The following is a 24,888-nucleotide window of genomic DNA, read 5'->3' as shown; positions in this document are numbered from 1 at the left end:
CACCAAAATCAATAACTTAGCACCGTTTATTTAAGTCTGCTTTTACAGCAGCTTGCGTCTTTTGCAGACATGCGTAGTGATGTCCTTTTTGACCGTCTATCAACTGGCCGGTCGTGGCGGCAATCCGGCACGGGTGCGCATCTTTTCCAGCAGGCTGGCGGCAATTGGCTCATAATTTTCATCGAAATGATGACCGCCAGCCAGTTTCATGACTTCCATGCCCTTCAGTTCGGGAGCAGTGCAGGCAGTATCCTCTTCTTCCTGGCCATAGACACAAACCACCCGGTCAAGGGGGATCGTCGATATGGCCGGAATGACCTCCTTGTCACCATCCATTCCAAGCCATCCTTCAATGGAAACCTGAAATGTGGTTGTGGTTTCAACACCGAGTAGGCCGATCATTTTCGTCCGGTCCTGTATGGCGGCAGGCAGATATTTCCAGGCAAACGGAAATGTATCCGCGCCAAATGAATAGCCTAGAACAGCTACCGGCAATTTATTCGTCGGGTCAGCTTTATTGATCATCGCCGTCGTATCATTGGCGATTTCCTCTGGTGTGCGTTCTGACCAGAAATAACGCAGAGAATCCACACCGATCACGTGGACGCCGTGCGCCTGCAGCCACTCGCCGATGGATTTGTCGAGGTCGCGCCAGCCGCCGTCTCCCGAATAGAAGACCGCAATTATATCGGCTTTTCCGTTCTTGGCGGGGAGGTCGACTATAGGGAGGGCTTCGTTTTTGGCATCCTGATCCGCCATGGCCACGACATTGTCGACGGCCATTTTCAGGCGTGCCGGAAACGCAGGAGCAGATTGAAGCACGGCGAAATTTTCCTGTCGCGCTGTAGCGGGATCGTTGACCGGCGATCCGGTTGGTCCAACTACAAGGGCAGGGGCCGGAATTGAAACATTGAAACCATAGGTGAAGCCTCCACCGGGGGGCGTGGTTGCTGCGGCTTTCTCCGTGCATGAAGGCAGGCGGGTCTTGGCCGGAACCGGATCAAGCGCAACAGCGCCTGCAATCGTTGCATCCGGCGAATCCGAGGCGGCCGCATAAGCAATAGTCGCGCCTTGTCCAACGCCTGTCAGGACGGGGTGAAAATAGACGCCGAGATCCAGCCCGCGCAAGGCTTCCTTGGCGATGGCTTCGAAATCGGAGTCCAGATAGTTGCATTCGCCGTCCTCCTTATCGAGAGCGGCGCGCCATGGGCCTAGCTCGACCGGCAGAACGATCATGTTTCGGGCAAGCATGGCATCCATGAATTGTTTTTCCCGGTCGCCTATGCCGCCCTCATCACTCAGCAGGATAGCGAGACCCACTGGGTCGTTCTCGGGCATGTAAACCGGGATATTGGATAGCCTCTCGGCGCTGGCATGAATAACCGGTTCGTCGGAATTGATTATTTTTGTCCAGAGCCGGGCGATTTTACCCGTGTGCAATGCGCCGTATACACCCGCCGCTGCCACCAAAGCCAGCCCGAGCACAATAGAGAGAACGCGTCTTTTCGTCATTTGCGGATGAACTCCAGGGGGCTGCCATTGATGAGGGTTGTGGCATCGAGGAGCGCGCGTGGCGTCTCAAGTCCGCCCGGGCAAACCATATAATGCGGGGTCCAGACAGGGTCGAATTTTTCCTTGAAGGCTTTCAGTCCGCCGAAGTGGTAGAGATCGGCGCCGCGCTTGTAGATGAAGGAGCCAAAGCGGTTCCAGCGGGAGGCCAGCCGACTGCCGCTCAGGCCGGAAAGGGGGGCGGCGCCAAGGTTGAACCACTTGTACCCTTGTTCCTTGCCAGCCATCATCAGTTTTGCGAACAGTGCGTCCATCAGAAGTTTGTGCACATCGGGCATATAGCGCATGAGGTCAACGGTGATTTCATACTTGTCCGCGCCGCGCCATATATTGGCGAAAGCCACGATTTCGCCTTCGCTTTTCAACACCGCGACGTCGAAACGTTTCATATATTCGTCATCGAAATACCCCAGCGAAAACCCCTTTTCGCTGCCTGATTTGAAGTCGAGCCACGCGTCGGAAATCTCCCGCAAGCGAGGAATGAGCGGCGGCACGTCAGCTGCAGGGATGATTTCAAATGTCAGTCCGTCCTTGTCGACCTTGCGGTCGGCATAGCGAAACGGCTGGCGGCGTGGACCATCGAGCGAGAAGTTGGCGAGATCGACACGCGCGACTTCGCCCAGTTTCAGCGCAACCAGGCCCATGTCCAGGAACAGAGGCAGGCTTTGCGGGCCGACGCCATAAAAAACGGTTCGCAAGGCAAGCTTGTCGGCGAGTCCGTGGAATGACCACGCAAGCTCCTTGCCAGTCTGTTCATTGCCGATGGGATCGCCGAGCGCGATCAGGCTACCGCCAGACTGCGCATACATGATGAAGGAACTCTCGTCGGGAGCGAGCAGAAACTGCTTGTCGCCGAGCAGCGCCAGAGCAGCGTCGGTATGTGGGCATTGGGCGACGAGAGCAGGCACGGCATCGGGTATCGAATAATCCACCTTCCGCCAGCGGTGCCCATTCCTGTTGATGATCGAATAAAGGCCGGCTGCGGCAACCACGGCGAAGACAAGGACCGTTGCCCGCAGAAACCGGGGTGCATTGCCATTCCAGGCGAAATCCCACCATAGAGTGTTGGAATATTCCACGTGGCGATAGACGAAGAAGCCGAGCCATGTGGAAACGAGCACAGTCGTGCCGACTGTCGCGATCCAGTTCCAGCTCAGGTCAAACGGTCCCGAAATGGGGCGGCGATAGAACGAATCCCGGAACCCCCACAACGTGAAAGCGAAGAGGCACAGGGTGATAGCTTCTTCCCAATCAAGGCCTTTGGTCAGCGAAAAAGCTGCGCCGCTGAGAAGAAGTATTTGCGCGGCTACCCAGGCACGGGCAAGCCTCTTCGAGAGGCCGCGAGCAACGATGAGCAGCGCGACGCCAACGAGACTGGCGGCGAGGTGCGACATTTCCATGAAAGATTCCGGAACGATATCGGAGAGCACTTCGACGCGGTAACGGAGGTCTGGCGTGGCCCCGGAAACGAGAAGCATGATCCCGCCCAGAAAGATGATACTGGCAGACAGGGCTGGGATGAGTGGCTCGACCAGCCGCTTGGCAAAGCGCGCCTGCTTGCCGAGCATATGGCGGCGGCGCATGATCTCCCATATGAGAATGCCTGCTGTGGCCACGACAAGCGGCATGACGGTATAAACAAGCCGGTACGCAAGAAGGCCCGCGATGGCATCCGGCTTGCCGCCGAGACCAAGTCCCGCAATGATGGTCGCTTCAAATGCACCCAGGCCACCTGGAGCATGGCTGGCGATACCAAGCACGATGGCGATCACATAGACCAGTGCGAAAACCGCAAAGCTTGGCACGGCGTCGGCAGGCATGAGGACATAGAGCGTGGCGGCCGCAGCCCCTACATCGACAAGCCCTGCAAAGATCTGGGTTAGCGCGCCTTTGGAGTTCGGCAGACGCAGGCTGAACGAGCCTATCGTGAAACTGCGTTGTCCATGCGACAGCCAGAAGATCAGCCAGCCAACACCTCCCAGAATGGCGATGCCCGCAACAATATCGATGCGGGGATCAATGGTGGAAAGCCATGGGACGTCCTTTGGGTCGATCAACAAGGCTGCCCCCACCATGATGATCAGGGCAAACCAGATCGCAAACCAAGATGTCCCGACAATCTTGCCGATGTCGGCCAGGCTCACACCTTCTGCCGCATAGATGCGATAACGCAGGGCACCACCGGTCAGCAGCGAAAAGCCGAGTGCGTTGGATATCGCATAGCCAGCAGCACCCGCCACAGCAGCAATTCGGCGCGGTATCTGGTTGGGCGCGATCGTATCCACGGCCACGACATCATAGAGCGCAACTGCCGCATAGCTTAGAGCTGTGAAGAACACGGCCAGGCCGAGCGTCGTCCATGAGATGTTGTGGAAGGCAGCTAGCGTTTCCGTGCGAGACGTATGCTGGAGCAGATTTTCCAGCACATAAATTGCAAGCAACGCAATGGCGATACCGGCTATCGGGAACAAAAAATGTTGGTAGCGGGTGAACCAGCCATGATGTCTTGCTGACGTTTCGGATGGCATGGGAGGCACTTCGTCATCATCAATAAGGCTCATAGGAACATCGTCCGGTTGGAGCAACATATATAAATCGCGCAATGATCTCGATTTAGGGCGAACTTGTGGTCGAGCGAGATGCCGCATTGAAAATATTCAAAGTAGAGCCGAAATTGGTCTATATAGGCCCGCGGTTGAGAGGGGCCACAAGTGATTTGACGAATTGAAAGAGGTATTGGTGCTCAATATTTCATACATGACTGCGGTCGGAGCTGGCGCATTGTCGTTTCTTTCGCCCTGCGTCCTTCCGCTGGTACCGCCCTATCTGTGCTATATGGCGGGTGTGAGCGTCGAGGATTTCCGTGCAGAGAAGGGGGCAACCGTTGCGGTAGCACCTTCGGCGCGTCGTTCGCTGGCATTTGCCGCCATCTGTTTTGTTCTCGGCTTCACGACTGTTTTTGTGGCGCTTGGCGCTGGTGCTTCTTCAATCGGCGCCTTCCTTCGCGCCTGGCAGCAGGAAATTGCAATCGTCGCGGGCGCCGTTATCATATTGATGGGATTGAATTTCCTTGGCGTTCTGCGTCTGTCGTTCTTGTCCCGCGAAGCGCGTTTTCAGGCACGTAACGCTCCGGCATCGCCACTTGGTGCCTACATTATGGGACTGGCATTTGCCTTCGGCTGGACACCGTGCATCGGGCCTGTTCTCGGGCCGATTCTGACGCTTGCAGGCGGTAGCAGCACGGTTGGCGAGGGGGCGCTGTTGCTGGCGATCTATTCGCTCGGCCTCGGTATTCCATTTATGATCGCTGCCCTTTTTTCCGGCGCATTCATGCGTTTTCTTTCGCGTTTCCGGGTGCATCTCGGCAAGGTGGAGAAAGCGATGGGCGCGCTTCTGGTGGTTGCCGGCGTTTTGTTCCTGACCGGCGGCATGCAGTCCTTCTCGTACTGGATGCTTGAAACCTTTCCTGCACTCGGGCAAATCGAAGGTCTTTTCCTGAAGACTGGTGTGTAAGTTTTCATAGACGCTTTGATGTTATGAGCGAAGATCATCTCAATTTTTTGGACGATACCATGACAGACCGTACCTGCCTTTCCATCGTGCTTGCTGCTGGAGAAGGCACACGCATGAAATCCAGCCTGCCCAAAGTGTTGCATCAGGTGGCGGGATTGCCGCTGGTTTCGCATGTGGTCAAGGCAGTTCAGGGCACTGGCAAAAGCGATGTTGCGCTGGTCGTGGGACGTGGCGCTGACGAAGTGCGTGCGGCGGTGGAAAAGAATGCCGGGCCGGTGTCGGCCTTCGAGCAGAAGGAACGTCTCGGTACAGCGCACGCTGTCCTGGCAGCGCGTGCAGCAATTGAGCGCGGTTATGACGATCTGCTCATCGTTTTTGGTGACACGCCGCTGATCGAGGCGCAATCTCTGCAAAAGGCTCGGGAGCGGCTGGCCGCAGGCGCCGATGTTGTCGTTATCGGTTTCCGTCCGGATAATCCGCACGGCTATGGACGTCTGATTGAAGAAGGCGACAAACTGGTTGCCATCGTTGAGGAAAAAGAAGCAAGCGAAGCGCAGAAGCAGATCGGTTTCTGCAATGGCGGGCTGATGGCTGTTCGCGGCCAACACGCGCTGGCGCTTCTGGATGCTGTCGATAACAACAACGCCAAGGGCGAATATTACCTCACCGACATTGTTGCCATCGCCCATGGCAGGGGCATGAATGTGACGGCCATCGAAGTCCCGGTCGACAATGTGATCGGCATCAACAACCGCGTCGAACTGGCTGAAGCAGAAACCATCTGGCAGCAGCGCAAGCGCCGCGAGATGATGCTGGCAGGTGTGACGCTTATTGCGCCTGAAACAGTGTTTTTCTCCCACGACACGCTGATTGAGGCCGATGTTGTTGTTGAGCCGAACGTCTTCTTCGGTCCCCACGTGCATGTTGCGTCGGGAGCCCTGATCCATTCCTTCTCGCATCTTGAGGGGGCTGAAGTTGGTCCGAAGGCGGAGATCGGGCCGTTTGCACGCCTACGTCCGGGCGCAAATCTGGGCGAAAAGACCAAGGTAGGCAATTTCTGCGAAGTGAAGAACGCCACCGTGCACAAGGGCGCGAAGATCAATCACCTGACCTATATTGGCGATGCAACCGTCGGCGCAGGGAGCAACATCGGCGCTGGCACGATCACCTGCAACTACGATGGCTACAACAAGTATAAGACGGTGATCGGCGAAAACGCGTTCATCGGGTCGAACAGTTCGCTGGTGGCCCCGGTGGAAATCGGCGACAATGCCTATATCGCATCAGGCAGCACGATCACCGACAATGTTCCTGCCGATGCGCTGGCTTTTGGCCGCGCGCGGCAAGAAACCAAGGAAGGTCGGGGAAAAATCCTGCGGGAGAAGTATGCCGCCATCAAAGCGGCTAAAACCCCGGCGAAATAAATCATCCAATAGCTTGGAGCATTTCCAGCAAAAGTGCGAAGCGGTTTTGCGTTCGGAAATGCGGCAGAAACAGACAGATAGAGCGGTTCCAACTATTCCGTAATAGCAAGAACCGCTCTAAACGAGCGTCAATCCATTGGGTTGCCGTTCTGCGTTAGAATCTTTAAACCGCGAAGCACACGTCTCAAACGTTGGATCTGGAGCAACCCATGTGTGGAATTATCGGCATTATCGGAAATAACGAAGTCGCTCCGCTTCTCGTGGATGCACTGAAGCGGCTTGAATATCGCGGCTACGATTCTGCCGGTATCGCCACATTGCAGAACGGCAAGCTCGATCGCCGCCGTGCCGAAGGCAAGCTGGTCAATCTGGAAAAGCGACTGGCAGGAGAGCCGCTACCCGGTGTCATCGGTATCGGCCACACACGCTGGGCGACGCATGGCAAGCCTGTGGAGCGCAATGCGCATCCGCACATTACCGAGCGCCTTGCGGTCGTTCATAACGGCATCATCGAGAATTTCGCCGAACTTCGCGCCATGCTTGAGGCGGAAGGCTACAAGTTCCAGACGGAAACCGATACCGAAGCCGTCGCCCATCTGGTGACCCGCGAACTGGCAAAGGGCAAGTCCCCGGTCGAGGCTGTCCGCGACAGCCTGCCGATGCTGCACGGCGCTTTCGCGCTCGCCTTCGTGTTCGAAGGAGACGAAGAACTCCTGATCGGAGCGCGTCAGGGACCGCCACTTGCTGTCGGTTATGGCGAAGGTGAAATGTTCCTCGGTTCCGACGCTATTGCGCTGTCGCCTTTTACCGATACCATCGCCTATCTCGAAGATGGCGATTGGGCTGTGCTGACGCGGAAGGGCGTGACCGTTTACGACGAGAACAACAACGAAGTTGAGCGCCCGATCCAGAAGACGCAGACGGCAAATATGCTCGTCTCCAAGGGCAATCACCGTCACTTTATGCAAAAAGAGATGTTCGAGCAGCCGGAAGTCATTTCTCATACGCTCGCCAATTATCTCGACTTCACCACGGGCAAAGTGCGTCAGGAAGCGATCGGCATCGATTTCAGCAAGATCGACCGCCTGACGATTTCTGCCTGCGGCACGGCCTATTATGCGGCATCTGTCGGCAAATACTGGTTTGAGCAGATTGCGCGCCTGCCGGTGGATAGCGATATCGCTTCCGAATTCCGCTATCGCGAAATGCCGCTGTCGAAGGATTCGCTGGCAATGTTCGTGTCGCAGTCCGGTGAAACGGCTGATACGCTGGCATCGCTGCGCTACTGCAAATCGCAAGGGCTGAAAATAGCTGCCGTCGTCAACGTGACGGGCTCGACCATTGCGCGTGAATCCGATGCTATTTTCCCGACGCTCGCAGGGCCGGAGATCGGTGTCGCCTCGACCAAGGCTTTCACCTGTCAGCTCTCGGCCATGGCCTCATTGGCGATTGCCGCAGCCAAGGCGCGCGGCGCAATCGATGACAAGCGGGAACAGGAACTGGTGCGTCAGCTTTCCGAAGCACCGCGTTTCATCAATCAGGTGCTGAAGCTGGAAGACCAGATTGCGGCAGTCTGTCATGAACTCGCCAAAGTCAGTCATGTGCTTTATCTCGGTCGCGGCACATCCTTCCCGCTTGCCATGGAAGGCGCGCTGAAGCTCAAGGAAATTTCCTATATCCACGCCGAAGGCTACGCCGCTGGCGAGTTGAAGCACGGCCCGATTGCGCTGATCGATGAAACGATGCCGGTAATCGTCATAGCGCCGTCTGATCGTCTCTATGAAAAGACCGTTTCCAACATGCAGGAAGTTGCTGCGCGCGGCGGTCGGATCATTCTCATCACCGACAAAAAAGGCGCAGAAGCTGCCAGCATCGACACGATGGCAACCATCGTTCTGCCGGATGTACCGGAATTCATCACGCCGCTTGTCTATGCGCTGCCGATCCAGATGCTGGCCTATCACACCGCTGTTCTGATGGGCACCGATGTTGACCAGCCGCGCAATCTCGCGAAGTCGGTCACCGTCGAATAAATTCAATTCACTAAAGGGAAGACTTTATAAGTTGATAGAAATGGCGGCGGAGTGCCGCCATTTTGCTATCCCGCCCGCAAGAGCCTGATCGCTTCGTCTCGCCCAAAGAGATAGAGCAATATCCGCAGCGCCTGTCCGCGTTCGGATTCCAGGTCTGGATCGCTCGTCAGAACATAGCGTGCGTCCTTGCGGGCGATTTCCAGAAGATCGCCATGCGCTTCGATGGAAGCCAGACGGAAACCCGGCGTTCCTGATTGCCGTGTGCCGAGCAATTCGCCTTCGCCACGCAGTTTCAGATCTTCCTCGGCGATGCGAAAACCGTCTTCCGTCTCGCGCATTACCTTCAGCCGGGCTTGCGCGACTTCACCGAGCGGCCCCTTGTAAAGCAGCAGGCAGGTTGATGGTTTATCGCCGCGGCCTACACGCCCGCGCAGCTGGTGTAATTGCGACAGGCCGAAGCGTTCGGCATGTTCGATGACGATGATCGTCGCATCGGGCACATCCACGCCGACTTCGATCACTGTGGTGGCGACCAGAACCCGGGTTTCACCCTGCTTGAACGCCCGCATGGCCTCATCTTTTTCCGCTCCGTTCATGCGGCCATGGATAAGGCCGATGCGATCTCCAAAGACGGGTTTGAGGCTCTCAAAGCGCTCTTCGGCGGATGTCAATTCCACGACTTCGGATTCTTCAACCAAAGGACAAATCCAGTAGATTTTCTGTCCTTCTCCGACGGCCTTACGGATGCGCTCGACAAGTTCGCCCATGCGCTCCATCGGTACTATGGCAGTCGTGATGGACTGGCGTCCGGCGGGCTTCTCGGTCAGTTTCGACACATCCATGTCGCCAAAGGCGGTGAGGACTAAGGTGCGCGGAATGGGCGTCGCCGTCATGACCAGCATATCCGGTGCCGAACCTTTGGCTGTCAGCATCAAGCGTTGATGCACGCCGAAGCGGTGTTGTTCATCGATGATGACCAGAACGAGGTCGTGATATTCGACCTTTTCCTGAAACAGCGCATGCGTGCCGATGACGATGTCGATGTCACCGCTTTTCAATCCTTCAAGTACAGCATTCCGGTCACGACCCTTTTCGCGGCCAGTCAGGAGCGCTGCCTTCAGTCCTGCCTTTTCGGCAAGCGGTGCAATCGTCGCAAAATGCTGGCGTGCGAGCACCTCGGTCGGAGCCATAAGAGCGGATTGACCGCCGGATTCGGCAGCGTGCGCCATGGAAAGCAACCCCACCACCGTCTTGCCGGAGCCGACATCGCCTTGCAAAAGCCGCAACATGCGCTCCGGCGATTTGAGGTCTGTGATGATTTCGCGAACGGCCTGATCCTGCCCCTTGGTCAAGCGATAGGGCAGGTGCCGCATGATTTCGGCGACGATGCGTCCTGTGCCCTCTAGAGGGCGACCGGAAAGTCGCCGCGTCTTGGCGCGCACGAGAGCCAGCGCCAATTGTCCGGCCAGAAATTCGTCATAGGCGAGCCTGCGTCGCGAAATGCTTTCCAGCGCGATATCGGAAGGGTCTTCCGGCAGGTGAAGCGTATTGAGCGACTGCTGGAAACTGGTGAAGCGCTCCCGCGCTAGGAGAGGCGGGTCGATCCATTCCGGCAGCGGAGGCACGCGGGTCAATGCTTCCTTGACGGCACGCGCCAGCGTCTTGGACGACAGGCCCGCAGTTAGCGGATAGACTGGCTCGACCATTGGCAGATTGGCCGCATCTTCCAGGCTCGCAATATAGTCCGGATGGACCATGGAGGCGCGGCCATTGAACCATTCCACCTTGCCCGACACGATGACGGTCTCACCTTCGGGCAGCATTTTTTGCAGCCACGGCAATTGCGCGTGGAAGAAGGTCAGCGCAATTTCGCCTGTCTCGTCATGCGCGAAGACGCGATGCGGGACATTTCCGCGTCCGGGCGGCGCCGGCTGGTGCTGGTCGACAGTGACTTCCAGCGTGACGATTGCACCCTCCGACGCGTTGACGATGCCGGGGCGGTTGCGCCGGTCTATTACGCTATGCGGGGCCAGAAACAGAAGCTGGCCAACCTTCGGCTCAGCACCCGGTATGTCAGTGCCGAGCAGTTTGCCGAGCAGAGCCGCGACCTTCGGGCCAATGCCGGAAAGCGAACGAACGGAAGCAAAAAACGGGTCAAGAACAGATGGACGCATGGCGGGAGCATTAACTGCTTCGTCTCGCCGTGCAAGGGCGAGGCGCAATCTTTCTGTGCTCTTTTTGTTCCTGTTGGATAAACGGGTTCCCGTTTGCGGCGCAGATGCTATATACCAGCAGCAATTTGAATGACTGGAGCTTACCGAGGATGACTGGCAGCATATTGGCGACGGAAAATCTGGATGTACGGCGCCGCAAACTTCTGTTTCGCGCGTGGCACCGCGGTATGCGCGAGATGGATCTGATCCTCGGGCAATATGCGGATGAGTATATTGTCGGCTTCACTGACCCGCAGCTTGATGAGTTCGAGCATATTCTCGAAGTGCTTGACCGCGATCTTCTCAAATGGGTAACGGGCGAAAGCCCGATCCCGGCCGATTTCGACACGCCCCTGTTCCGCGATATTGTCGCCTTCCGCGACCGTATTGAATTCTGAGTTCAAGGTTCCCATGCCCGTTTTCAGCAAACTAGGTCTCAAGTCCTCCAGCGCGCCCGGGGCAAAACGTCATATCGTGATCGACGGTGTTGCCGACGGTTACGAGGCGTTCTGTCTCGCTCGGCTGGTGGAAGAGATCGGCGAACGCGGACCGATTATGTATATCGTGCGCGACGGGCAGCGCATTGCCGATCTTGAACAGGTGCTGGGTTTCGTGGCCCCGGATATACCGGTTCTGCATCTGCCCGCATGGGACTGTCTGCCTTATGATCGCGTGTCGCCGGGAGCGGATGCTGCTGCGCGCAGACTCACAGCGCTCGGTGCATTGGCCGCACTCAAGAAGACGCCGCATCCAGCCGTCGTCCTGACCACAGCCAATGCGGTCTTGCAAAAGCTGCCGCCTCAGGCGGCAATCGCCGAACAGGTGATTTCTGCACGTCCCGGCAACCAGCTGGATATGAACGATCTGGCATCCCGGCTGGAGCGCAACGGTTTCGAACGTGTGTCGACGGTGCGTGATATTGGCGAATTTGCCGTGCGCGGCGGCATTCTCGATCTTTATGCGCCGGGCTCGGAAGAACCGCTCAGGCTCGATTTCTTCGGCGACACGCTGGAGACGATTCGCGCCTTCGATCCTGCTTCGCAGCGCACGACCGGAACGCGCAAGGAATTCGTGCTCCAGCCGATGAGCGAAATAACGCTCTCAGCCGAAATGATTAGCCGGTTCCGCAAGAATTATGTCGCCATGTTCGGCGCACCACAGCGTGACGATGCGCTCTATCAGGCGATCAGTGAAGGTCGCCGTTTTGCCGGCATGGAACACTGGCTGCCGCTGTTCTATGACACACTCGATACCGTATTCGATCATGCGGGCAATATGCCGGTGGTCTTTGACCACCTCGTCCACGAGGCGCTGACCGAACGCCACACGATGGTCGTCGACCATTACGAGGCGCGGCTGCGGCAGGCGGAAGGCAAGGAACCGGGCAGCGATGCCGTGCCTTACAAGCCGGTTAAGCCGGAAACGCTTTATCTTACTCCTGCGGAAGTTGAGAAACACGCTGAAGCCGGTGGGATGCGTATTGACCTGACGCCGTTTGGCGCGCCGGAGGTTACAGGGCGGACGATTATTCATGCCGATGTGCATAAGGGCCGCAGCTTCGCCGAGGAACGCGCCGCCACCGACGTGAACCTGTTTGAAGCCGTGGTGAAGCATATTGCCGAACTGCGTGCTACGGGCAAAAAGGTGCTGGTTGCTGCCTGGACGGAAGGTTCGCTGGACCGTCTTTTGCAAGTGCTCGACGAGCATGGGCTGGAAAAGATCGAATCGGTTGACCGGCTTTCCACGGTCAAGGCGCTTTCACGCGATAAGGTGACGGCGGCTGTGCTGGCCGTTGAAAGCGGATTCGACGCTGACGATCTCGTCATCGTGGCCGAGCAGGATATTCTCGGCGACCGTCTGGTGCGCCGTTCCAAGCGCCGCAAGCGCGATCAGGATTTCATCTCGGAAGTCGCCTCGCTGACGACTGGCGACATTGTCGTCCACGTTGATCACGGTATCGGTCGTTTTATTGGCCTCAAGACAATCACGGCGGCGGGTGCGCCGCATGATTGCCTTGAAATCCATTATGCAGGCGACGACCGGCTGTTCCTGCCTGTCGAAAATATCGAGCTTCTGTCGCGCTATGGTTCGGAAGGGTCCGATGCGGTTCTCGACAAGTTGGGTGGCGGCGCATGGCAGATGCGCAAGGCCAAGCTCAAGAAGCGGCTCCTTGAGATTGCCGGGCATCTGATCCAAATCGCTGCCGAACGCCAGATGCGCGGCGCGCCGGTCATGACGCCACCGGATGGTCTCTATGCCGAGTTCGCCGCTCGCTTCCCCTACGATGAAACCGACGACCAGCTGACGGCAATCGAGTCTGTCGCGGACGACCTGGCTGCTGGTAAGCCGATGGATCGCCTCATCTGTGGCGATGTCGGCTTTGGCAAGACGGAAGTGGCGCTGCGTGCTGCTTTCATTGCGGCGATGAGCGGCGTTCAGGTCGCGGTTGTCGTGCCGACGACGCTTTTGTCGCGCCAGCATTTTAAGACCTTCTCAAAGCGTTTCCATGGCCTGCCCATCAATGTTGCCCATGCATCGCGCCTCGTTGGGACGAAGGAGCTTGCAGCGGCCAAGAAGGGGTTGGAAGAAGGAACCGTCGATATTGTCGTCGGCACTCATGCGCTGCTCGGCAATTCGATCAAGTTCAAGAATCTCGGGCTGCTCATCATCGATGAAGAACAGCATTTTGGCGTCAAGCACAAGGAGCGGCTGAAGGAACTGAAGTCGGACGTGCACGTGCTGACATTGTCAGCCACACCAATCCCGCGCACCTTGCAGCTTGCGCTGACCGGTGTGCGCGAACTGTCGCTCATTACTACGCCTCCCGTCGATCGCATGGCGGTGCGGACCTTCGTTTCGCCTTTCGATCCGCTCGTCATTCGCGAAACCCTTCTGCGTGAGCGTTATCGCGGTGGTCAAAGCTTCTACGTTTGCCCGCGTATTTCCGATCTTGGCGAGATCGAGGAATTCCTGAAAACCCATGTGCCTGAACTGAAAGTGGCCGTGGCTCATGGCCAGATGGCGCCGGGCGTTCTCGATGACATCATGAACGCCTTCTATGACGGCCAGTACGATGTGCTTCTGTCCACGACCATCGTGGAATCGGGTCTCGATATTCCGACGGCCAACACGATGATCGTGCACCGTGCTGATATGTTCGGCTTGGCGCAGCTCTACCAGTTGCGTGGTCGCGTCGGGCGCTCCAAGCAGCGCGCCTTCGCGTTGTTTACGCTTCCTGCGGGCAAGATGCTGACGCAGATGGCGGAACGCCGCCTCAAGGTTCTGCAATCGCTCGACACGCTGGGGGCGGGCTTCCAGCTTGCCAGCCACGACATGGATATTCGTGGCGCGGGTAATCTGCTCGGCGAGGAACAATCGGGCCATATCAAGGAAGTCGGTTTCGAGCTTTATCAGCAAATGCTGGAAGAAGCCGTGGCCACGCTCAAGGGAACGATCGAGGTTGAAGACAGCCAGTGGTCGCCGCAGATCGCTATTGGCACGGCGGTGATGATTCCGGAAGCCTATGTTCCCGATCTTCAATTGCGCCTCGGCCTTTATCGCCGTCTCGCCGATCTGGAAGAGCCGCAGGATATCGATGCCTTCGGCGCGGAACTTATCGACCGTTTTGGCCCGATGCCGGACGAAGTGCAGCATCTGCTCAAGATCGTTTACATCAAGGCGCTCTGCCGCCGTGCGAATGTCGAGAAGCTCGACGCCGGTCCGAAGGGCGTGGTGATCCAGTTCCGCAATGCGACCTTCAACAATCCGGTCGGTCTGGTGAAGATGATCGGCGAACAGGGCTCCATGGCCAAGATCAGACCGGACCAGAGCATCGTCTTCATCCGCGACTGGCCGACGCCGGAAAAGCGTCTCAACGGTTCCGCCGTCATCATGACGCAACTGGCGAAAATCGCGGCGGGTTAATCCCCCGCCGTTATTTTCGGCCTATCGGTCCTCGGCAATTCCCGGCTCAAAACCTTCGGCCGTCTGACGGATGGCGTCGGCAAGGACATCGGCCGTCTGTGCGCCCATGACAGCGTATTTCTGGTCGATGATGAAACAGGGCACGCCGCGCACGCCAATGCGGCTGGCAGTGTCGATCTCCTCGCGAATTGTCGCCTTGTCGGCATCGCTTTGGAGGAGCCGGGCGACAACTGCTGCGTCCATGCCGACGCTTGCCGCCGCATCAACCAGCACTTCATGGTCGCCAATATCCTGTCCCTGCTCGAAATAGAGCGAAAACAACAGGCCAACCATCCGATCCTGCGTATCGGGTGCAGCCTGCGCCGCCCAATGGATGACGCGATGTGCGTCGAGCGTATTCGGCGCGCGGGCGATGGCGTCGAAATCGAACACGATGCCGTTTTCCTCACCAAGCTCGGTCAGTTGTTTATGAATGTCATCGATCTTGCCGCCGCTGCCGAATTTCTCCCGCATATAGGCTTGGCGATCCTTGCCTTGCAGAGGCAGGGTAGGGTCCAGTTGGAAGGGGCGCCAGCGCACCTCAGCCTCCACGTCCGGCACCATGGCGAGAGCCGCTTCGAGGCGCTTGCGCCCTAGAAAACACCATGGGCAGACGACATCCGACACGACATCGATAGTTATCTTTCTGGCGGCCATGGTTCAATCTCCGTGCAGGAACCGGAGGTTTAGCCTCCGGTCGAGTATCCATATTATATTGGGTGCATGTAGGGCGAATTACGCTGGCGTTAAAGCCCGCTCATTATTTTGCGCGCCACCATGTCGGCAGTTGAAAACCGTAGAGCGAAGTCTTCTGTGGATGTTCGATGCGATCCCACCGCGCCACCCATTGATAGGGCAGATAGTAAAGCGGAACGTAATAGTCGCCCGAGATAAGCACCCGATCAAGCGCGCGGACAGCACTGACGAAATCTGCGCGGGTTCTTGCGGTCAGCAGCGCTTCGATCATCGCATCGACCGCCGGATCGGCAACGCCGGGATAGTTGAAGCTTCCCTGCACATCCCGCGAGGCCGCACCCCAGCGCATCCATTGTTCATTGCCGGGCGAAAGCGAGCCGGTCAGCGCGCCGAGTATCATGTCATAGTCGAATGTCTGCAGGCGTTGCTGATACTGGGCATCATCTGCGGTGCGGATTTCTGCAGTAATGCCTAGCCGCGCGAGATTGCGCTTATATGCGAGCGCGACCTTTTCCTCGTCGGGAGAGCGCGTCATGATTTCGAACGCGAGCGGTTTGCCCGAAGGATCGACCGCAAGACCGTGTTCAAACCGGAAGCCGGCCTCTGTCAGCAGATCAAAGGCCTTCTTTGCTGGCGTGCGGTCATGGCCGCTGCCGTCCGTTACTGGCGGGTGCCAGGTGCCATTCATGACATCTTCGCGGACAGCGTCGGGAAAAGGCGCAAGCAATCGCTTCTCGCGATCGTCTGCCGGCTTGCCGACGGAAGAAAGCTCCGATCCTTCCCAGTAACTCTGCGTGCGCCGATATTGATCGGCAAAGAGATTGCGGTTGGCCCATTCAAAGTCGAACAGCAGCCCCAGCGCCTGCCGGACCCGGCGGTCGGCAAAAATCGGGCGGCGCGTGTTGAATACGAATCCCAGCAGATTTGCTGGCGTGCCTTTTTCAAAGCTGTCCTTGATAACCCGTCCCTGTTTTACAGCCGGGAAATCATAGAGCTTTTCCCAGCGTGTCGGGTTTGCTTCGATGAAAACATCGAGCAGGCCCTTCTTGAACGACTCGAACAGGGAAGTCTCATTGCGATAATATTCAATCGTCAACGTATCGAAATTATTGAGCCCGCGTTGTGAGGGCAAGTCCTTGCCCCAATAGTCAGGGCTGCGCTTGTACACAATACGTTGGCCGGGTTGCACGCCGGAAATAAGGTACGGGCCGCTACCGACAGGTGGTTTCAGTGACGAGTTGCCGAAGGTTTCGCGATCAATGGCGTGCTTAGGCAGCACAGGCATCGACGACGCAACGAGCATTGGAAACTCGCGGTCCGACTTGTCATTGAAGGTGAAGCGGACAGAGCGTTCGCCCGTCTTCTCGATCTTTTCGACACGGCTCATCCGGTTGTTGTAGGGGGGGCGCCCTTTTTCCGTCAGGATGTCGTAGGTGAAGAGCACGTCGTCCACCGTAACCGGCTGGCCGTCAGACCATTTCGCCCTCGGGTTCAGGGTGAATTCGACCCATTTGCGTTCCGGATCGACTGCAACCCTTTCAGCCAGCAGGCCGTAAAGGGTGAATGGCTCGTCTCGCGAGCGCTGCATGAGGGTTTCGTAAACGAGATTGCCGAGATCAACATCACCGAACAGACCTCGCGCGGTCGTGCGCATGCTTTTCAGAACAAATGGATTGAGGCTGTCGAACGTGCCGACAACGCCCATTGTGAGGGCGCCGCCCTTCGGCGCGTCGGCGTTAGCATAGGGGAAATGGGTGAAATCGGCTGGCAGAGCTACGTCTCCGTGCATGGAGAGCGCATAGTCGGGCTGTGCTTCTGCCATCGCCTGTGCGGGCATCGTACCGACGGCGGCTCCGGTCAGGCTCGCAAGAACCAATTTGCGGAGAAAGGCAATCAATCCGTTCAACTTCAATCGTCCATTGTAAATAAGTTTGAAGGTCGCATCCGAAGACGCCGATTCGGAACCGAAAACTAGCATGATCGTACATTAAGTGCGGAATTAGGGCGTGTCCGCCGCGTGACAGTGGGAGCTAAAACAAAGATTTTGGCGGATTCCGAGCATGGAATGTCGAAACTCATCTGGATTCATACCCCTAGTCGTTGTAACACGGCTCCGGATTGGGCCTGCATAGGGCCTGAATGGGGGCTAAAACCCTCAAGGTCACGCTGTTGCCGCATTTTCAAACCAGTGACGGTCTATCGCTGACTTAAATACAGAACGGGAACTATAGATCAGAGCGTTGAAAGGAACCTGTTGATCATGTCCAGCACGAAGACAATCGCTGCCGCATCTGCCATTGCTGGCGCGTTCGCCCTGCTTGCCTCCGCGACGATGCCTGCATCGGCGCAGCAGCCGCCACAGGGCTGGTTCAAGGTCTGCTCGAAGCAGGAAGACAATGACATCTGCAACACGCAGAACATCGTCACCGCGGATTCCGGCCAGCTCCTGACTGCCGTCAACCTCATCGAGATTAAGGGCAAGATCAACCGCAAGATCTTTCAGGTGACCGTTCCTATCGGCCGTCTGATTCCTGCCGGTGTCGGCCTTCAGATTGACAACAACAAGCCGGTCAAGCTCGAATACGGCATCTGCTTCCCGGATCGCTGCATCGCCGAAGCTCCGCTGACCGACGATCTCATCAATGCGCTCAAGAAGGGCGGCAAGCTGACCCTGACTTCGGTCAACTATCAGAACAAGCCGAACCCGATTCCGGTAGCGCTCACCGGTTTCTCTGGCGCTCTGACCGGCCCAGCCCTCAAGCAGTCGGAACTGGAAGAACGCCAGAAGGAACTTCAGGACGCCGTCCAGAAGAAGCAGAAAGACTTTGAAGCCAAGATGAAGGCTGAACAGGACAAGGCAAAGGGCGCAGCGAACTAAGTTGCATCCAGTCTGTTACGAGAAAGGGGCGCCCGGAGCGCCCCTTTTCTTTTAAGCTATGATTTCAAGAGAAAGCTCTATCTTAATTAGAATGCTGCGATTTCACGCGATAGGAACCGTTGTCCAGCCGATCGAACATTTCGTCGATCTGAGGATGACGCAAAGGCTCGCCGCTTAAATCTGGAACAAGGTTCTGTTCCGATACATAAGCAACATATTCGGATTCCGCGTTTTCAGCCAACAGATGGTAAAAGGGTTGATCACGATGCGGACGTGCTTCCTCGGGAATGGACGCATACCATTCTTCTGTATTCGCGAACTCGGGGTCCACGTCGAAGATCACCCCGCGGAAGGGGAACAGCCGGTGCTTGACGACCTGGCCGATCTGAAATTTTGCGTGCTTTATCTGTGTCATACCCATGCAACATTATGTAGTTCACCGCGCGACAAATTAAAGTCGGCGGGAACCCGCAATTCTGTCAGTCTGATGTTTCGGATTGGCTCAAAACCGAATTAGCTGGAGCGCTTTCCGTCGCTTCGGTGCGGGAGGCTCGGCAGCTTCGGAAGCAAATGCAAGAAACCGCTGCCGGGGCGAAGTCCCTCCCGCATGAAAAACGCGCGCAGTGGAGCAAACGAGCGAAGCATTTCGAGGCCAACCCCACGCACGATCTGCGCCGGGAGCATATCAGAGAGAAGCGAACGATTGAGTGCATCGACCGAGCCGGTGCGTGCCAGAATGTCCGGGCGTCGCGCACGGTCATAGGCGCGAATGACCCGATCCGAACCGGGATCGACCGGGTCGCTCTCTATAGCCTTGACCAGCGTTTCGACATCACGCGAACCCAGATTGAGCCCTTGCGCGCCGATTGGCGGAAAGACGTGAGCGGCTTCGCCGATGAGAATCGTGCGCCTGGCCGCAAAGACGTGAGGCACCAGGCCGGAAAGAGGCCAGGCCTGCGGCTCAATATCGAGCGTGATCTTGCCCAGCATGGACTGCATCATATTCTCGATGCGTTGAGCGAGCGTGGTTTCATCAAGCGCAAGCAGCGCTTCGGCGCGACCGGGATTGACCACCCAGACGAGGCTTGAGCGTTTCCCCTTCAATGGGACCTGCGTGAAGGGACCTTCTTCTGTGTGAAACTCCGTCGAAATGTTCTCGTGGTCGACGACATGCGAGAAAGAAAGAACGACAGCTGTCTGCGGATAGCTCCAGCGGCGTGTGCGGATGCCCGCCGCTTCGCGAGCCATGGATTTGCGCCCGTCTGCGGCAACGACAAGCCGGGCATGCAATGTTTCGCCGCCGGAAAGTGTGACCGTTACATGGTCGCCATTGTGGCGATATTCAATGACGGGTGCATTGATGCGCTGGATGTTCGGATTGCGTGCGACTGCTTCGGCAAGTTTTTCGTTCAATACCGCATTGGGGATGTTGTAGCCAAATGCGGCCTCATCGATTTCACCGGCGCGGAAAGTTACGACCGGGCTTCGTACAAGACGCCGCGTCGCGTCGATAATGCGCATGGAAGCAAGAGCAGCCGCTTCCGGCTCGATATCCCGCCAGACGCCCAATCCTTCCAGCAACCTGATGGCGGGCATCATGAGCGCTGTCGTGCGACGGTCTCCCTTGTCGGTCTCCGGTCCGAGCAGGATGGTGCGATAGCCTTTCGTGCCAAGGGCCAGCGCGGCCATCATTCCGGCAGGCCCGCCGCCGCTGATGATAATGTCGGTGAGTGGCTTGTTCGCAACAAGATCGTTCATCGTGTCTCATCCCTGGTCCGACAGGTGCGAACCTGGTGCACCGTCTGATGATTCCAGCCGCACTTAAACCGAATTGCAGCCAAAAGGCCATTCTTCCGTGGAATTATGGCGGATTTGCCTCATGCCTTACTTGCTCTTTTGCGCTTATTCAGGGAAAGCTGCTGCAGGATCACCGCTCTCCCAAGGGAAAGTGTTTAGATGATCCTGAGGTTTGGGGATGCCGGTTTTGTTTGGTGTATGCGTTCCCCGTTTGATGAAATGTACTCGCCGCCTTGGGGAATGTCTTGGGCGGGATAAGCGCGGCGACAAACTGAAATGGCGGACGGCGTGAAAACCAAACTGACCGGAAAACTCAAAGCCAAGAAAGTCACCGCGCCGCAAGCCAAGGCGTTTTCGGTACATCTTCTGACGGCATCGGGTTCGTTTCTGGCATTTCTTTCCATCGTGGCGGCCAGTGACGGTCGCTACACGGCGATGTGGTGGTGGCTGGGGCTGGCGCTTTTCGTCGACGGCATCGACGGTCCCATCGCGCGCAAGCTCGAGGTCAAATATGTCCTGCCAAACTGGTCGGGCGAGCTTCTCGACAACATCATCGATTACGTCACCTATGTTCTGATACCCGCCTTCGCGCTCTATCAAAGCGGGTTCATGGGAACCTATTTGTCCTTCATATCCGGCGCAATCATCGTGGTTTCGAGCGCGATCTATTATGCCGATACCGGCATGAAGACGAAGGAAAATTTCTTCAAGGGCTTCCCGGTCGTTTGGAATATGGTGGTCTTTACGCTTTTCATCGTCAGGCCAGGAGAGTGGGTGGCGTTTGCAACGGTTGTCGCGTCGGCAATCCTGTCGTTTCTGCCGATCAACTTCCTGCATCCCGTGCGTGTCGTGCGTCTGCGGCCGCTTAATCTGACTGTTTTCCTGCTCTGGTGTGCCTTTGGCGCAGCTGCGCTCTATTATACTCTGGATGCGCCGCTATGGGTCCGCGTCGGCATATCCGTGACGGGGCTCTACATCTATTTCATCGGCGCTGTTATGCAGTTTTTCCCGGGATTGGGACGGACTGCCACTGTCATCGCGGCTGAAAAAGCCGCCGCCGCAAGGAAGAGTGGAGAAGCATGATGATCAACGCCATTCGGGTTCATCAGACTGGTGGGCCGGAAGTCATGAAGTATGAACAGATCGCGATCGGCGAACCCGGTCCGGGCGAGGCGAAAGTGCGCCACGAAGCCGTCGGTCTCAACTTCATTGACGTCTATTTCCGTACTGGCCTTTACAAAGCGGCGCAGATGCCCTTCACGCCCGGAAACGAAGGCGCGGGCATGGTCGTAGCGGTTGGTCCGGGCGTGGCCGATGTTCGCGTCGGCGACCGCGTTGCCTATGTGGCGACACCGGGCTCCTATGCAGATGAACGCATTCTTCCAGTCGACCGGCTGGTGAAGGTTCCGGACAATGTCGACCTGAAAACCGCTGCCTCGATGATGCTGAAAGGCATGACCGCGCAATATCTTCTGCGGCGCACATTCAGGGTCGAGCCGGGACAGACGATCCTTTTCCATGCTGCTGCCGGCGGTGTGGGCCTGATTGCCGGGCAATGGGCGAAGCATCTTGGCGCTACCGTTATCGGAACGGCAGGATCGGACGAAAAGATCGCGCTGGCCAAAAAACACGGCTACGATCACGTCATCAATTACCGTACCGAAAACTTCGCCGAAAAGGTGAAGGAGTTGACGGACGGAGCGGGCGTCGATGTGGTGTATGATTCCGTTGGCCGCGATACCTATATGGGCTCGCTGGATGTGCTGAAGCCGCTCGGCATGTTTGCCTGCTTCGGTCAGTCGTCCGGTGTCATTCCGCCTTTCGATCTCGGCATTCTTGCGCAGAAGGGCTCGCTCTTCGCCACGCGGCCGACCCTGTTCAATTACGTTGCCAAGCGATCCGACCTCGAAAAGACCGCAGCCGAGCTTTTCGAGGTGGTGGGAAGCGGAGCGGTCAAGATCGAGATCAACCAGAGCTATGCTCTCAAGGATGCGGGCAAGGCTCATGAGGATCTGGAAGCCCGCAGGACGACTGGTACGACCATTCTGTTGCCCTGAGCTGACTGATGATTGCAGCGGTGTGCATATGTCCACCGCTGCTTGCTTTTGTGCTTTTCAAGAGCAGACTTGCTGGCTAAGGTCGCTCAAAAATACAAATGGGGAACGATGACAGCGCCTTTATCCGACCGGCCTCTTCTTGATGTCCGCCGGCTCACGAAAGTCTTTGGTCAGCTGCGGGCCTGTGATGGTGTAGACCTCACCATCGGGGAAGGCGAGATTCACGCGCTTCTGGGCGAAAATGGCGCCGGAAAATCCACCTTCGTGAAAATGCTGTTCGGCGCACTCCAACCCCTTGAGGGCAAAATCGTCTGGAAGGGGCAACCTGTCGCGATAGAGGAACCTGCCACTGCAAGAAAACTCGGCATTGGTATGGTTTTTCAGCATTTTTCGCTGTTCGACTCGCTTACCGCCGCTGAAAATATCGCCCTATCGCTTGATCGTTCCCTGCCGCTTTCAGACGTTGCAAAACGTGCGTATGAGGTTGGTAAGACATACGGTCTTCCAGTCGATCCGCAGGCTCATGTCGGTGATCTGTCCGTTGGCGAACGCCAGCGTATCGAAATCGTGCGCTGCCTTCTTCAGGAACCCGACCTCATCATCCTCGATGAGCCGACTTCCGTGCTGACGCCGCAGGAAGCCGACAAGTTGTTTGAAACGCTGGAACGCCTGAAAGCCGAAGGCAAGTCCATCCTCTATATCAGCCACCGTCTGGAGGAAGTGAAGCGCCTTTGTGACCGCGCAACTGTGCTGCGGCATGGGAAGGTCGTCGCGCATTGCGACCCGCGCAAGGAAACCGCCGCGTCGCTCGCCCGCATGATGGTTGGAAACGACATCAATGTTGTGGCGCGCACCCCCATTGCGGCGGCAAATGCGGGTGAAGATGCGCTTTTTGAAATCAGGTCCCTGTCACAGCCGCCGCGTGGACCGTTCTCGACCGCCCTGAAAGATATTTCACTTTCGGTTGCTGCTGGTGAAGTGGTTGGCATAGCGGGCGTTGCGGGTAACGGGCAGGGCGAATTTTTCGAAGCTGTTTCCGGTGAAGTATTGCAGTCCAACGCCTCGAATGTGCGTATCCGGGGTAGGGATGCAGGTAAGTCCGGTATTAGCGAAAGGCGTATGATGGGCGCGGCCTTCGTACCGGAAGAACGGCTTGGACATGGCGCCGTTCCGACGATGACGCTGACCGACAATCTGTTCCTGTCCCGGTACAAAACCGACTCAAAAATGTTCCTGCGCGGTGGCAAACTGAAATTGATCGCGGAGAGCGCGCTACGATCGGCTGCAAAACGCATCATCGAACGGATGGATGTGCGCAAGAGTGCTGAAAATCCGCCTGCGTCGGCACTTTCCGGCGGCAATCTGCAGAAATTCATCATCGGGCGCGAGCTTGACCGTTCACCGTCGGTCATGGTCGTGAACCAGCCAACCTGGGGCGTCGATGCTGGCGCTGCAGCGCATATTCGTCAGGCGCTCGTCGATCTTGCGCGTTCCGGTTCAGCAGTTCTCGTTATTAGCCAAGACCTTGATGAGCTTCTTGAAATCAGCGACCGGATCGCAGTCATGAATCACGGCCAGCTTTCCCATCCTGTGCCGATTGCCGAAGTCACGCTGGAAAAGATCGGCCTCTTGATGGGCGGCGTTTCAGGAGAGGCTGCATGATGCGGATCGAACTCGTCAAACGCCCGCAGCCGTCGAAACTTTTCAGCGCCCTGTCACCGTTGCTTGCGCTGTCGCTGACGCTGGTTTTCGGTGGTCTTGCTTTCGCAATGATGGGCAAGGAACCGCTGCATGCGCTCTACGTCTTCTTTGTCGAGCCTTTGTTCGATATCTGGTCGTGGCATGAGCTTTTGGTAAAGGCCGCACCGCTGATCCTGATTGCGGTCGGTCTTTGCGTCTGTTTTCTGTCCAACAACTGGAATATCGGTGCCGAGGGACAGTTTATCGCCGGTGCGATAGCGGGGTCGGTCTTGCCGGTCATGTTCCCGGATTCGCAGTCATGGGTGGTTCTGCCCGTGATGATGCTTATGGGGATGGCAGGCGGGGCGGCATATGCATCCATACCCGCGTTGCTGAAAGTACGCTTCAACACGAACGAAATCCTGACCAGCCTTATGCTTGTCTATGTTGCGCAGCTCTTCCTTGACTGGCTGGTGCGCGGCGCTTGGCGCAACCCCGAAGGCTATAATTTCCCGGAAACCCGCCAGTTCAATGATAGCGCCGTTTTGCCGGAAATCTGGAGCGCATCGGGCCGTGCTCATTGGGGTTTCATCTTTGCGCTCGTTGCGGCGGCGGTCGTCTGGTTTCTGCTCAAGCACACGCTGAAAGGCTTCGAGATCAAGGTAATCGGCCAAAGCCCGCGGGCGGGGCGCTTTGCGGGTTTCAGTGCGGGCAAGATGGTGTTCTTCGTCTTTGCGGTTTCGGGTGCTCTTGCCGGCCTTGCGGGGATTGCGGAAACTTCGGGCGCTATCGGCCAGCTCCGCCCTGTCATTTCTCCGGGCTATGGTTTCACGGCGATTATCGTTGCGTTTCTCGGACGCCTCAATCCATTGGGGGCGATTGCAGCCGGTTTGGTGCTGGCGCTTTCCTATCTTGGCGGTGAGGCCGCACAGGTGTCCATCGGCATCTCGGAAAAATCCGCACGCGTGTTTCAGGGCATGATCCTGTTCTTCGTACTCGCCTGCGATACGCTCATCCTCTATCGTATTCGGTTCATATCCGCAGCCCGAGCGGGAAAGGCCTGAT

General features: G+C 57.2%; 17 protein-coding genes. 10 read left to right on the top strand and 7 right to left on the bottom strand.

Annotated features, from left to right (window positions below; all coding sequences use genetic code 11):
* Positions 1 to 99: 99 nt before the first annotated feature.
* Together AC0TNJ_RS19820 and mprF are read right to left on the bottom strand one after the other, a co-directional pair.
* On the bottom strand, positions 100 to 1,512 hold the full coding sequence (locus tag AC0TNJ_RS19820) for an AcvB/VirJ family lysyl-phosphatidylglycerol hydrolase (RefSeq protein WP_473772148.1): 1,413 nt from the start codon (positions 1,510 to 1,512) through the stop codon (positions 100 to 102).
* Positions 1,509 to 4,130, bottom strand: a complete 2,622-nt coding sequence (gene mprF / locus AC0TNJ_RS19815) for a bifunctional lysylphosphatidylglycerol flippase/synthetase MprF (protein WP_473772147.1) — start codon at positions 4,128 to 4,130, stop codon at positions 1,509 to 1,511. Before mprF ends, AC0TNJ_RS19820 begins: the two co-directional genes overlap by 4 nt.
* Positions 4,131 to 4,326: 196 nt before the next feature.
* Here mprF and AC0TNJ_RS19810 point away from each other — a divergent pair, with 196 nt between their 5' ends.
* The 3 genes from AC0TNJ_RS19810 to glmS all read left to right on the top strand — a co-directional run bounded on the left by AC0TNJ_RS19810 (position 4,327) and on the right by glmS (position 8,539).
* Complete coding sequence (locus AC0TNJ_RS19810; protein WP_473772418.1) at positions 4,327 to 5,082, top strand: cytochrome c biogenesis CcdA family protein; 756 nt, start codon at positions 4,327 to 4,329, stop codon at positions 5,080 to 5,082.
* A 59-nt stretch (positions 5,083 to 5,141) separates the two neighbouring features.
* Positions 5,142 to 6,506 carry a bifunctional UDP-N-acetylglucosamine diphosphorylase/glucosamine-1-phosphate N-acetyltransferase GlmU gene (gene glmU, locus AC0TNJ_RS19805; protein WP_122003595.1) on the top strand — a complete coding sequence of 455 codons (1,365 nt, stop codon included), beginning with the start codon at positions 5,142 to 5,144 and terminating at the stop codon, positions 6,504 to 6,506.
* 209 nt (positions 6,507 to 6,715) lie between these two features.
* Entirely contained in the window at positions 6,716 to 8,539 is a 1,824-nt protein-coding gene (gene glmS, locus AC0TNJ_RS19800) for a glutamine--fructose-6-phosphate transaminase (isomerizing) (protein ID WP_122003572.1), read from the top strand.
* A gap of 65 nt (positions 8,540 to 8,604) precedes the next feature.
* Here the strand turns inward: glmS and recG are convergent, their stop codons facing one another.
* The gene (gene recG / locus AC0TNJ_RS19795; RefSeq protein ID WP_473772146.1) at positions 8,605 to 10,713 is read right to left on the bottom strand and encodes an ATP-dependent DNA helicase RecG; all 2,109 of its coding nucleotides are present in this window, start codon (positions 10,711 to 10,713) and stop codon (positions 8,605 to 8,607) included.
* 149 nt (positions 10,714 to 10,862) lie between these two features.
* On the opposite strand from recG, the gene AC0TNJ_RS19790 reads away from it, so the two are divergent.
* The gene (locus AC0TNJ_RS19790) at positions 10,863 to 11,150 is read left to right on the top strand and encodes an FAD assembly factor SdhE (RefSeq protein ID WP_122003574.1); all 288 of its coding nucleotides are present in this window, start codon (positions 10,863 to 10,865) and stop codon (positions 11,148 to 11,150) included.
* A 13-nt stretch (positions 11,151 to 11,163) separates the two neighbouring features.
* Positions 11,164 to 14,676: a transcription-repair coupling factor gene (gene mfd / locus AC0TNJ_RS19785; RefSeq protein WP_473772145.1), complete on the top strand. Its 3,513-nt coding sequence runs from the start codon at positions 11,164 to 11,166 to the stop codon at positions 14,674 to 14,676.
* A gap of 21 nt (positions 14,677 to 14,697) precedes the next feature.
* Here mfd and AC0TNJ_RS19780 read toward each other — a convergent pair whose 3' ends face one another.
* Positions 14,698 to 15,372, bottom strand: coding sequence for a DsbA family oxidoreductase (locus tag AC0TNJ_RS19780; RefSeq protein ID WP_473772144.1), 675 nt, complete (start codon positions 15,370 to 15,372; stop codon positions 14,698 to 14,700).
* Between the two features lie 103 nt (positions 15,373 to 15,475).
* Entirely contained in the window at positions 15,476 to 17,323 is a 1,848-nt protein-coding gene (locus AC0TNJ_RS19775) for an extracellular solute-binding protein (protein ID WP_473772143.1), read from the bottom strand.
* Positions 17,324 to 17,671: 348 nt separating this feature from the next.
* Between AC0TNJ_RS19775 and AC0TNJ_RS19770 the strand changes: the two genes are divergently transcribed.
* A complete protein-coding gene (locus AC0TNJ_RS19770) occupies positions 17,672 to 18,289 on the top strand; it encodes an invasion associated locus B family protein (protein ID WP_006471370.1) in 618 nt (205 codons plus the stop codon).
* Positions 18,290 to 18,371: 82 nt separating this feature from the next.
* Here AC0TNJ_RS19770 and hspQ read toward each other — a convergent pair whose 3' ends face one another.
* Together hspQ and AC0TNJ_RS19760 are read right to left on the bottom strand one after the other, a co-directional pair.
* Positions 18,372 to 18,710, bottom strand: a complete 339-nt coding sequence (gene hspQ, locus AC0TNJ_RS19765; RefSeq protein ID WP_122003577.1) for a heat shock protein HspQ — start codon at positions 18,708 to 18,710, stop codon at positions 18,372 to 18,374.
* Positions 18,711 to 18,802: 92 nt separating this feature from the next.
* Entirely contained in the window at positions 18,803 to 20,047 is a 1,245-nt protein-coding gene (locus AC0TNJ_RS19760) for a UbiH/UbiF family hydroxylase (protein WP_473772142.1), read from the bottom strand.
* Positions 20,048 to 20,362: 315 nt separating this feature from the next.
* Here AC0TNJ_RS19760 and pcsA point away from each other — a divergent pair, with 315 nt between their 5' ends.
* From pcsA to AC0TNJ_RS19740, 4 genes are all read left to right on the top strand, one after another.
* Positions 20,363 to 21,169: a phosphatidylcholine synthase gene (pcsA, locus tag AC0TNJ_RS19755; protein WP_473768589.1), complete on the top strand. Its 807-nt coding sequence runs from the start codon at positions 20,363 to 20,365 to the stop codon at positions 21,167 to 21,169.
* On the top strand, positions 21,169 to 22,143 hold the full coding sequence (locus AC0TNJ_RS19750; RefSeq protein ID WP_473772141.1) for a quinone oxidoreductase family protein: 975 nt from the start codon (positions 21,169 to 21,171) through the stop codon (positions 22,141 to 22,143). Before pcsA ends, AC0TNJ_RS19750 begins: the two co-directional genes overlap by 1 nt.
* Positions 22,144 to 22,251: 108 nt before the next feature.
* A complete protein-coding gene (locus AC0TNJ_RS19745) occupies positions 22,252 to 23,805 on the top strand; it encodes an ABC transporter ATP-binding protein (RefSeq protein ID WP_473772140.1) in 1,554 nt (517 codons plus the stop codon).
* Positions 23,805 to 24,887: an ABC transporter permease gene (locus AC0TNJ_RS19740; RefSeq protein ID WP_473772417.1), complete on the top strand. Its 1,083-nt coding sequence runs from the start codon at positions 23,805 to 23,807 to the stop codon at positions 24,885 to 24,887. The genes AC0TNJ_RS19745 and AC0TNJ_RS19740 overlap by 1 nt, the downstream gene beginning before the upstream one ends.
* The last annotated feature ends 1 nt before the right edge of the window (position 24,888 follow it).

This window comes from Ochrobactrum sp. PL_is483, assembly GCF_055816855.1.
Note: the sequence above shows the minus strand (reverse complement) of the source record. Positions and strands in the feature narration are given on the sequence as shown.

Coding starts and splice junctions, on each gene's coding strand:
- hspQ (WP_122003577.1), bottom strand. CDS start 18,710: ATGGGTATGACACAGATAAAGCACGCAAAATTTCAGATCGGCCAGGTC.
- AC0TNJ_RS19790 (WP_122003574.1), top strand. CDS start 10,863: ATGACTGGCAGCATATTGGCGACGGAAAATCTGGATGTACGGCGCCGC.
- AC0TNJ_RS19810 (WP_473772418.1), top strand. CDS start 4,327: ATGACTGCGGTCGGAGCTGGCGCATTGTCGTTTCTTTCGCCCTGCGTC.
- AC0TNJ_RS19770 (WP_006471370.1), top strand. CDS start 17,672: ATGTCCAGCACGAAGACAATCGCTGCCGCATCTGCCATTGCTGGCGCG.
- AC0TNJ_RS19745 (WP_473772140.1), top strand. CDS start 22,252: ATGACAGCGCCTTTATCCGACCGGCCTCTTCTTGATGTCCGCCGGCTC.
- glmS (WP_122003572.1), top strand. CDS start 6,716: ATGTGTGGAATTATCGGCATTATCGGAAATAACGAAGTCGCTCCGCTT.
- mprF (WP_473772147.1), bottom strand. CDS start 4,130: ATGAGCCTTATTGATGATGACGAAGTGCCTCCCATGCCATCCGAAACG.
- AC0TNJ_RS19820 (WP_473772148.1), bottom strand. CDS start 1,512: ATGACGAAAAGACGCGTTCTCTCTATTGTGCTCGGGCTGGCTTTGGTG.
- AC0TNJ_RS19780 (WP_473772144.1), bottom strand. CDS start 15,372: ATGGCCGCCAGAAAGATAACTATCGATGTCGTGTCGGATGTCGTCTGC.
- AC0TNJ_RS19750 (WP_473772141.1), top strand. CDS start 21,169: ATGATCAACGCCATTCGGGTTCATCAGACTGGTGGGCCGGAAGTCATG.
- glmU (WP_122003595.1), top strand. CDS start 5,142: ATGACAGACCGTACCTGCCTTTCCATCGTGCTTGCTGCTGGAGAAGGC.
- pcsA (WP_473768589.1), top strand. CDS start 20,363: ATGGCGGACGGCGTGAAAACCAAACTGACCGGAAAACTCAAAGCCAAG.
- recG (WP_473772146.1), bottom strand. CDS start 10,713: ATGCGTCCATCTGTTCTTGACCCGTTTTTTGCTTCCGTTCGTTCGCTT.
- mfd (WP_473772145.1), top strand. CDS start 11,164: ATGCCCGTTTTCAGCAAACTAGGTCTCAAGTCCTCCAGCGCGCCCGGG.
- AC0TNJ_RS19740 (WP_473772417.1), top strand. CDS start 23,805: ATGCGGATCGAACTCGTCAAACGCCCGCAGCCGTCGAAACTTTTCAGC.
- AC0TNJ_RS19760 (WP_473772142.1), bottom strand. CDS start 20,047: ATGAACGATCTTGTTGCGAACAAGCCACTCACCGACATTATCATCAGC.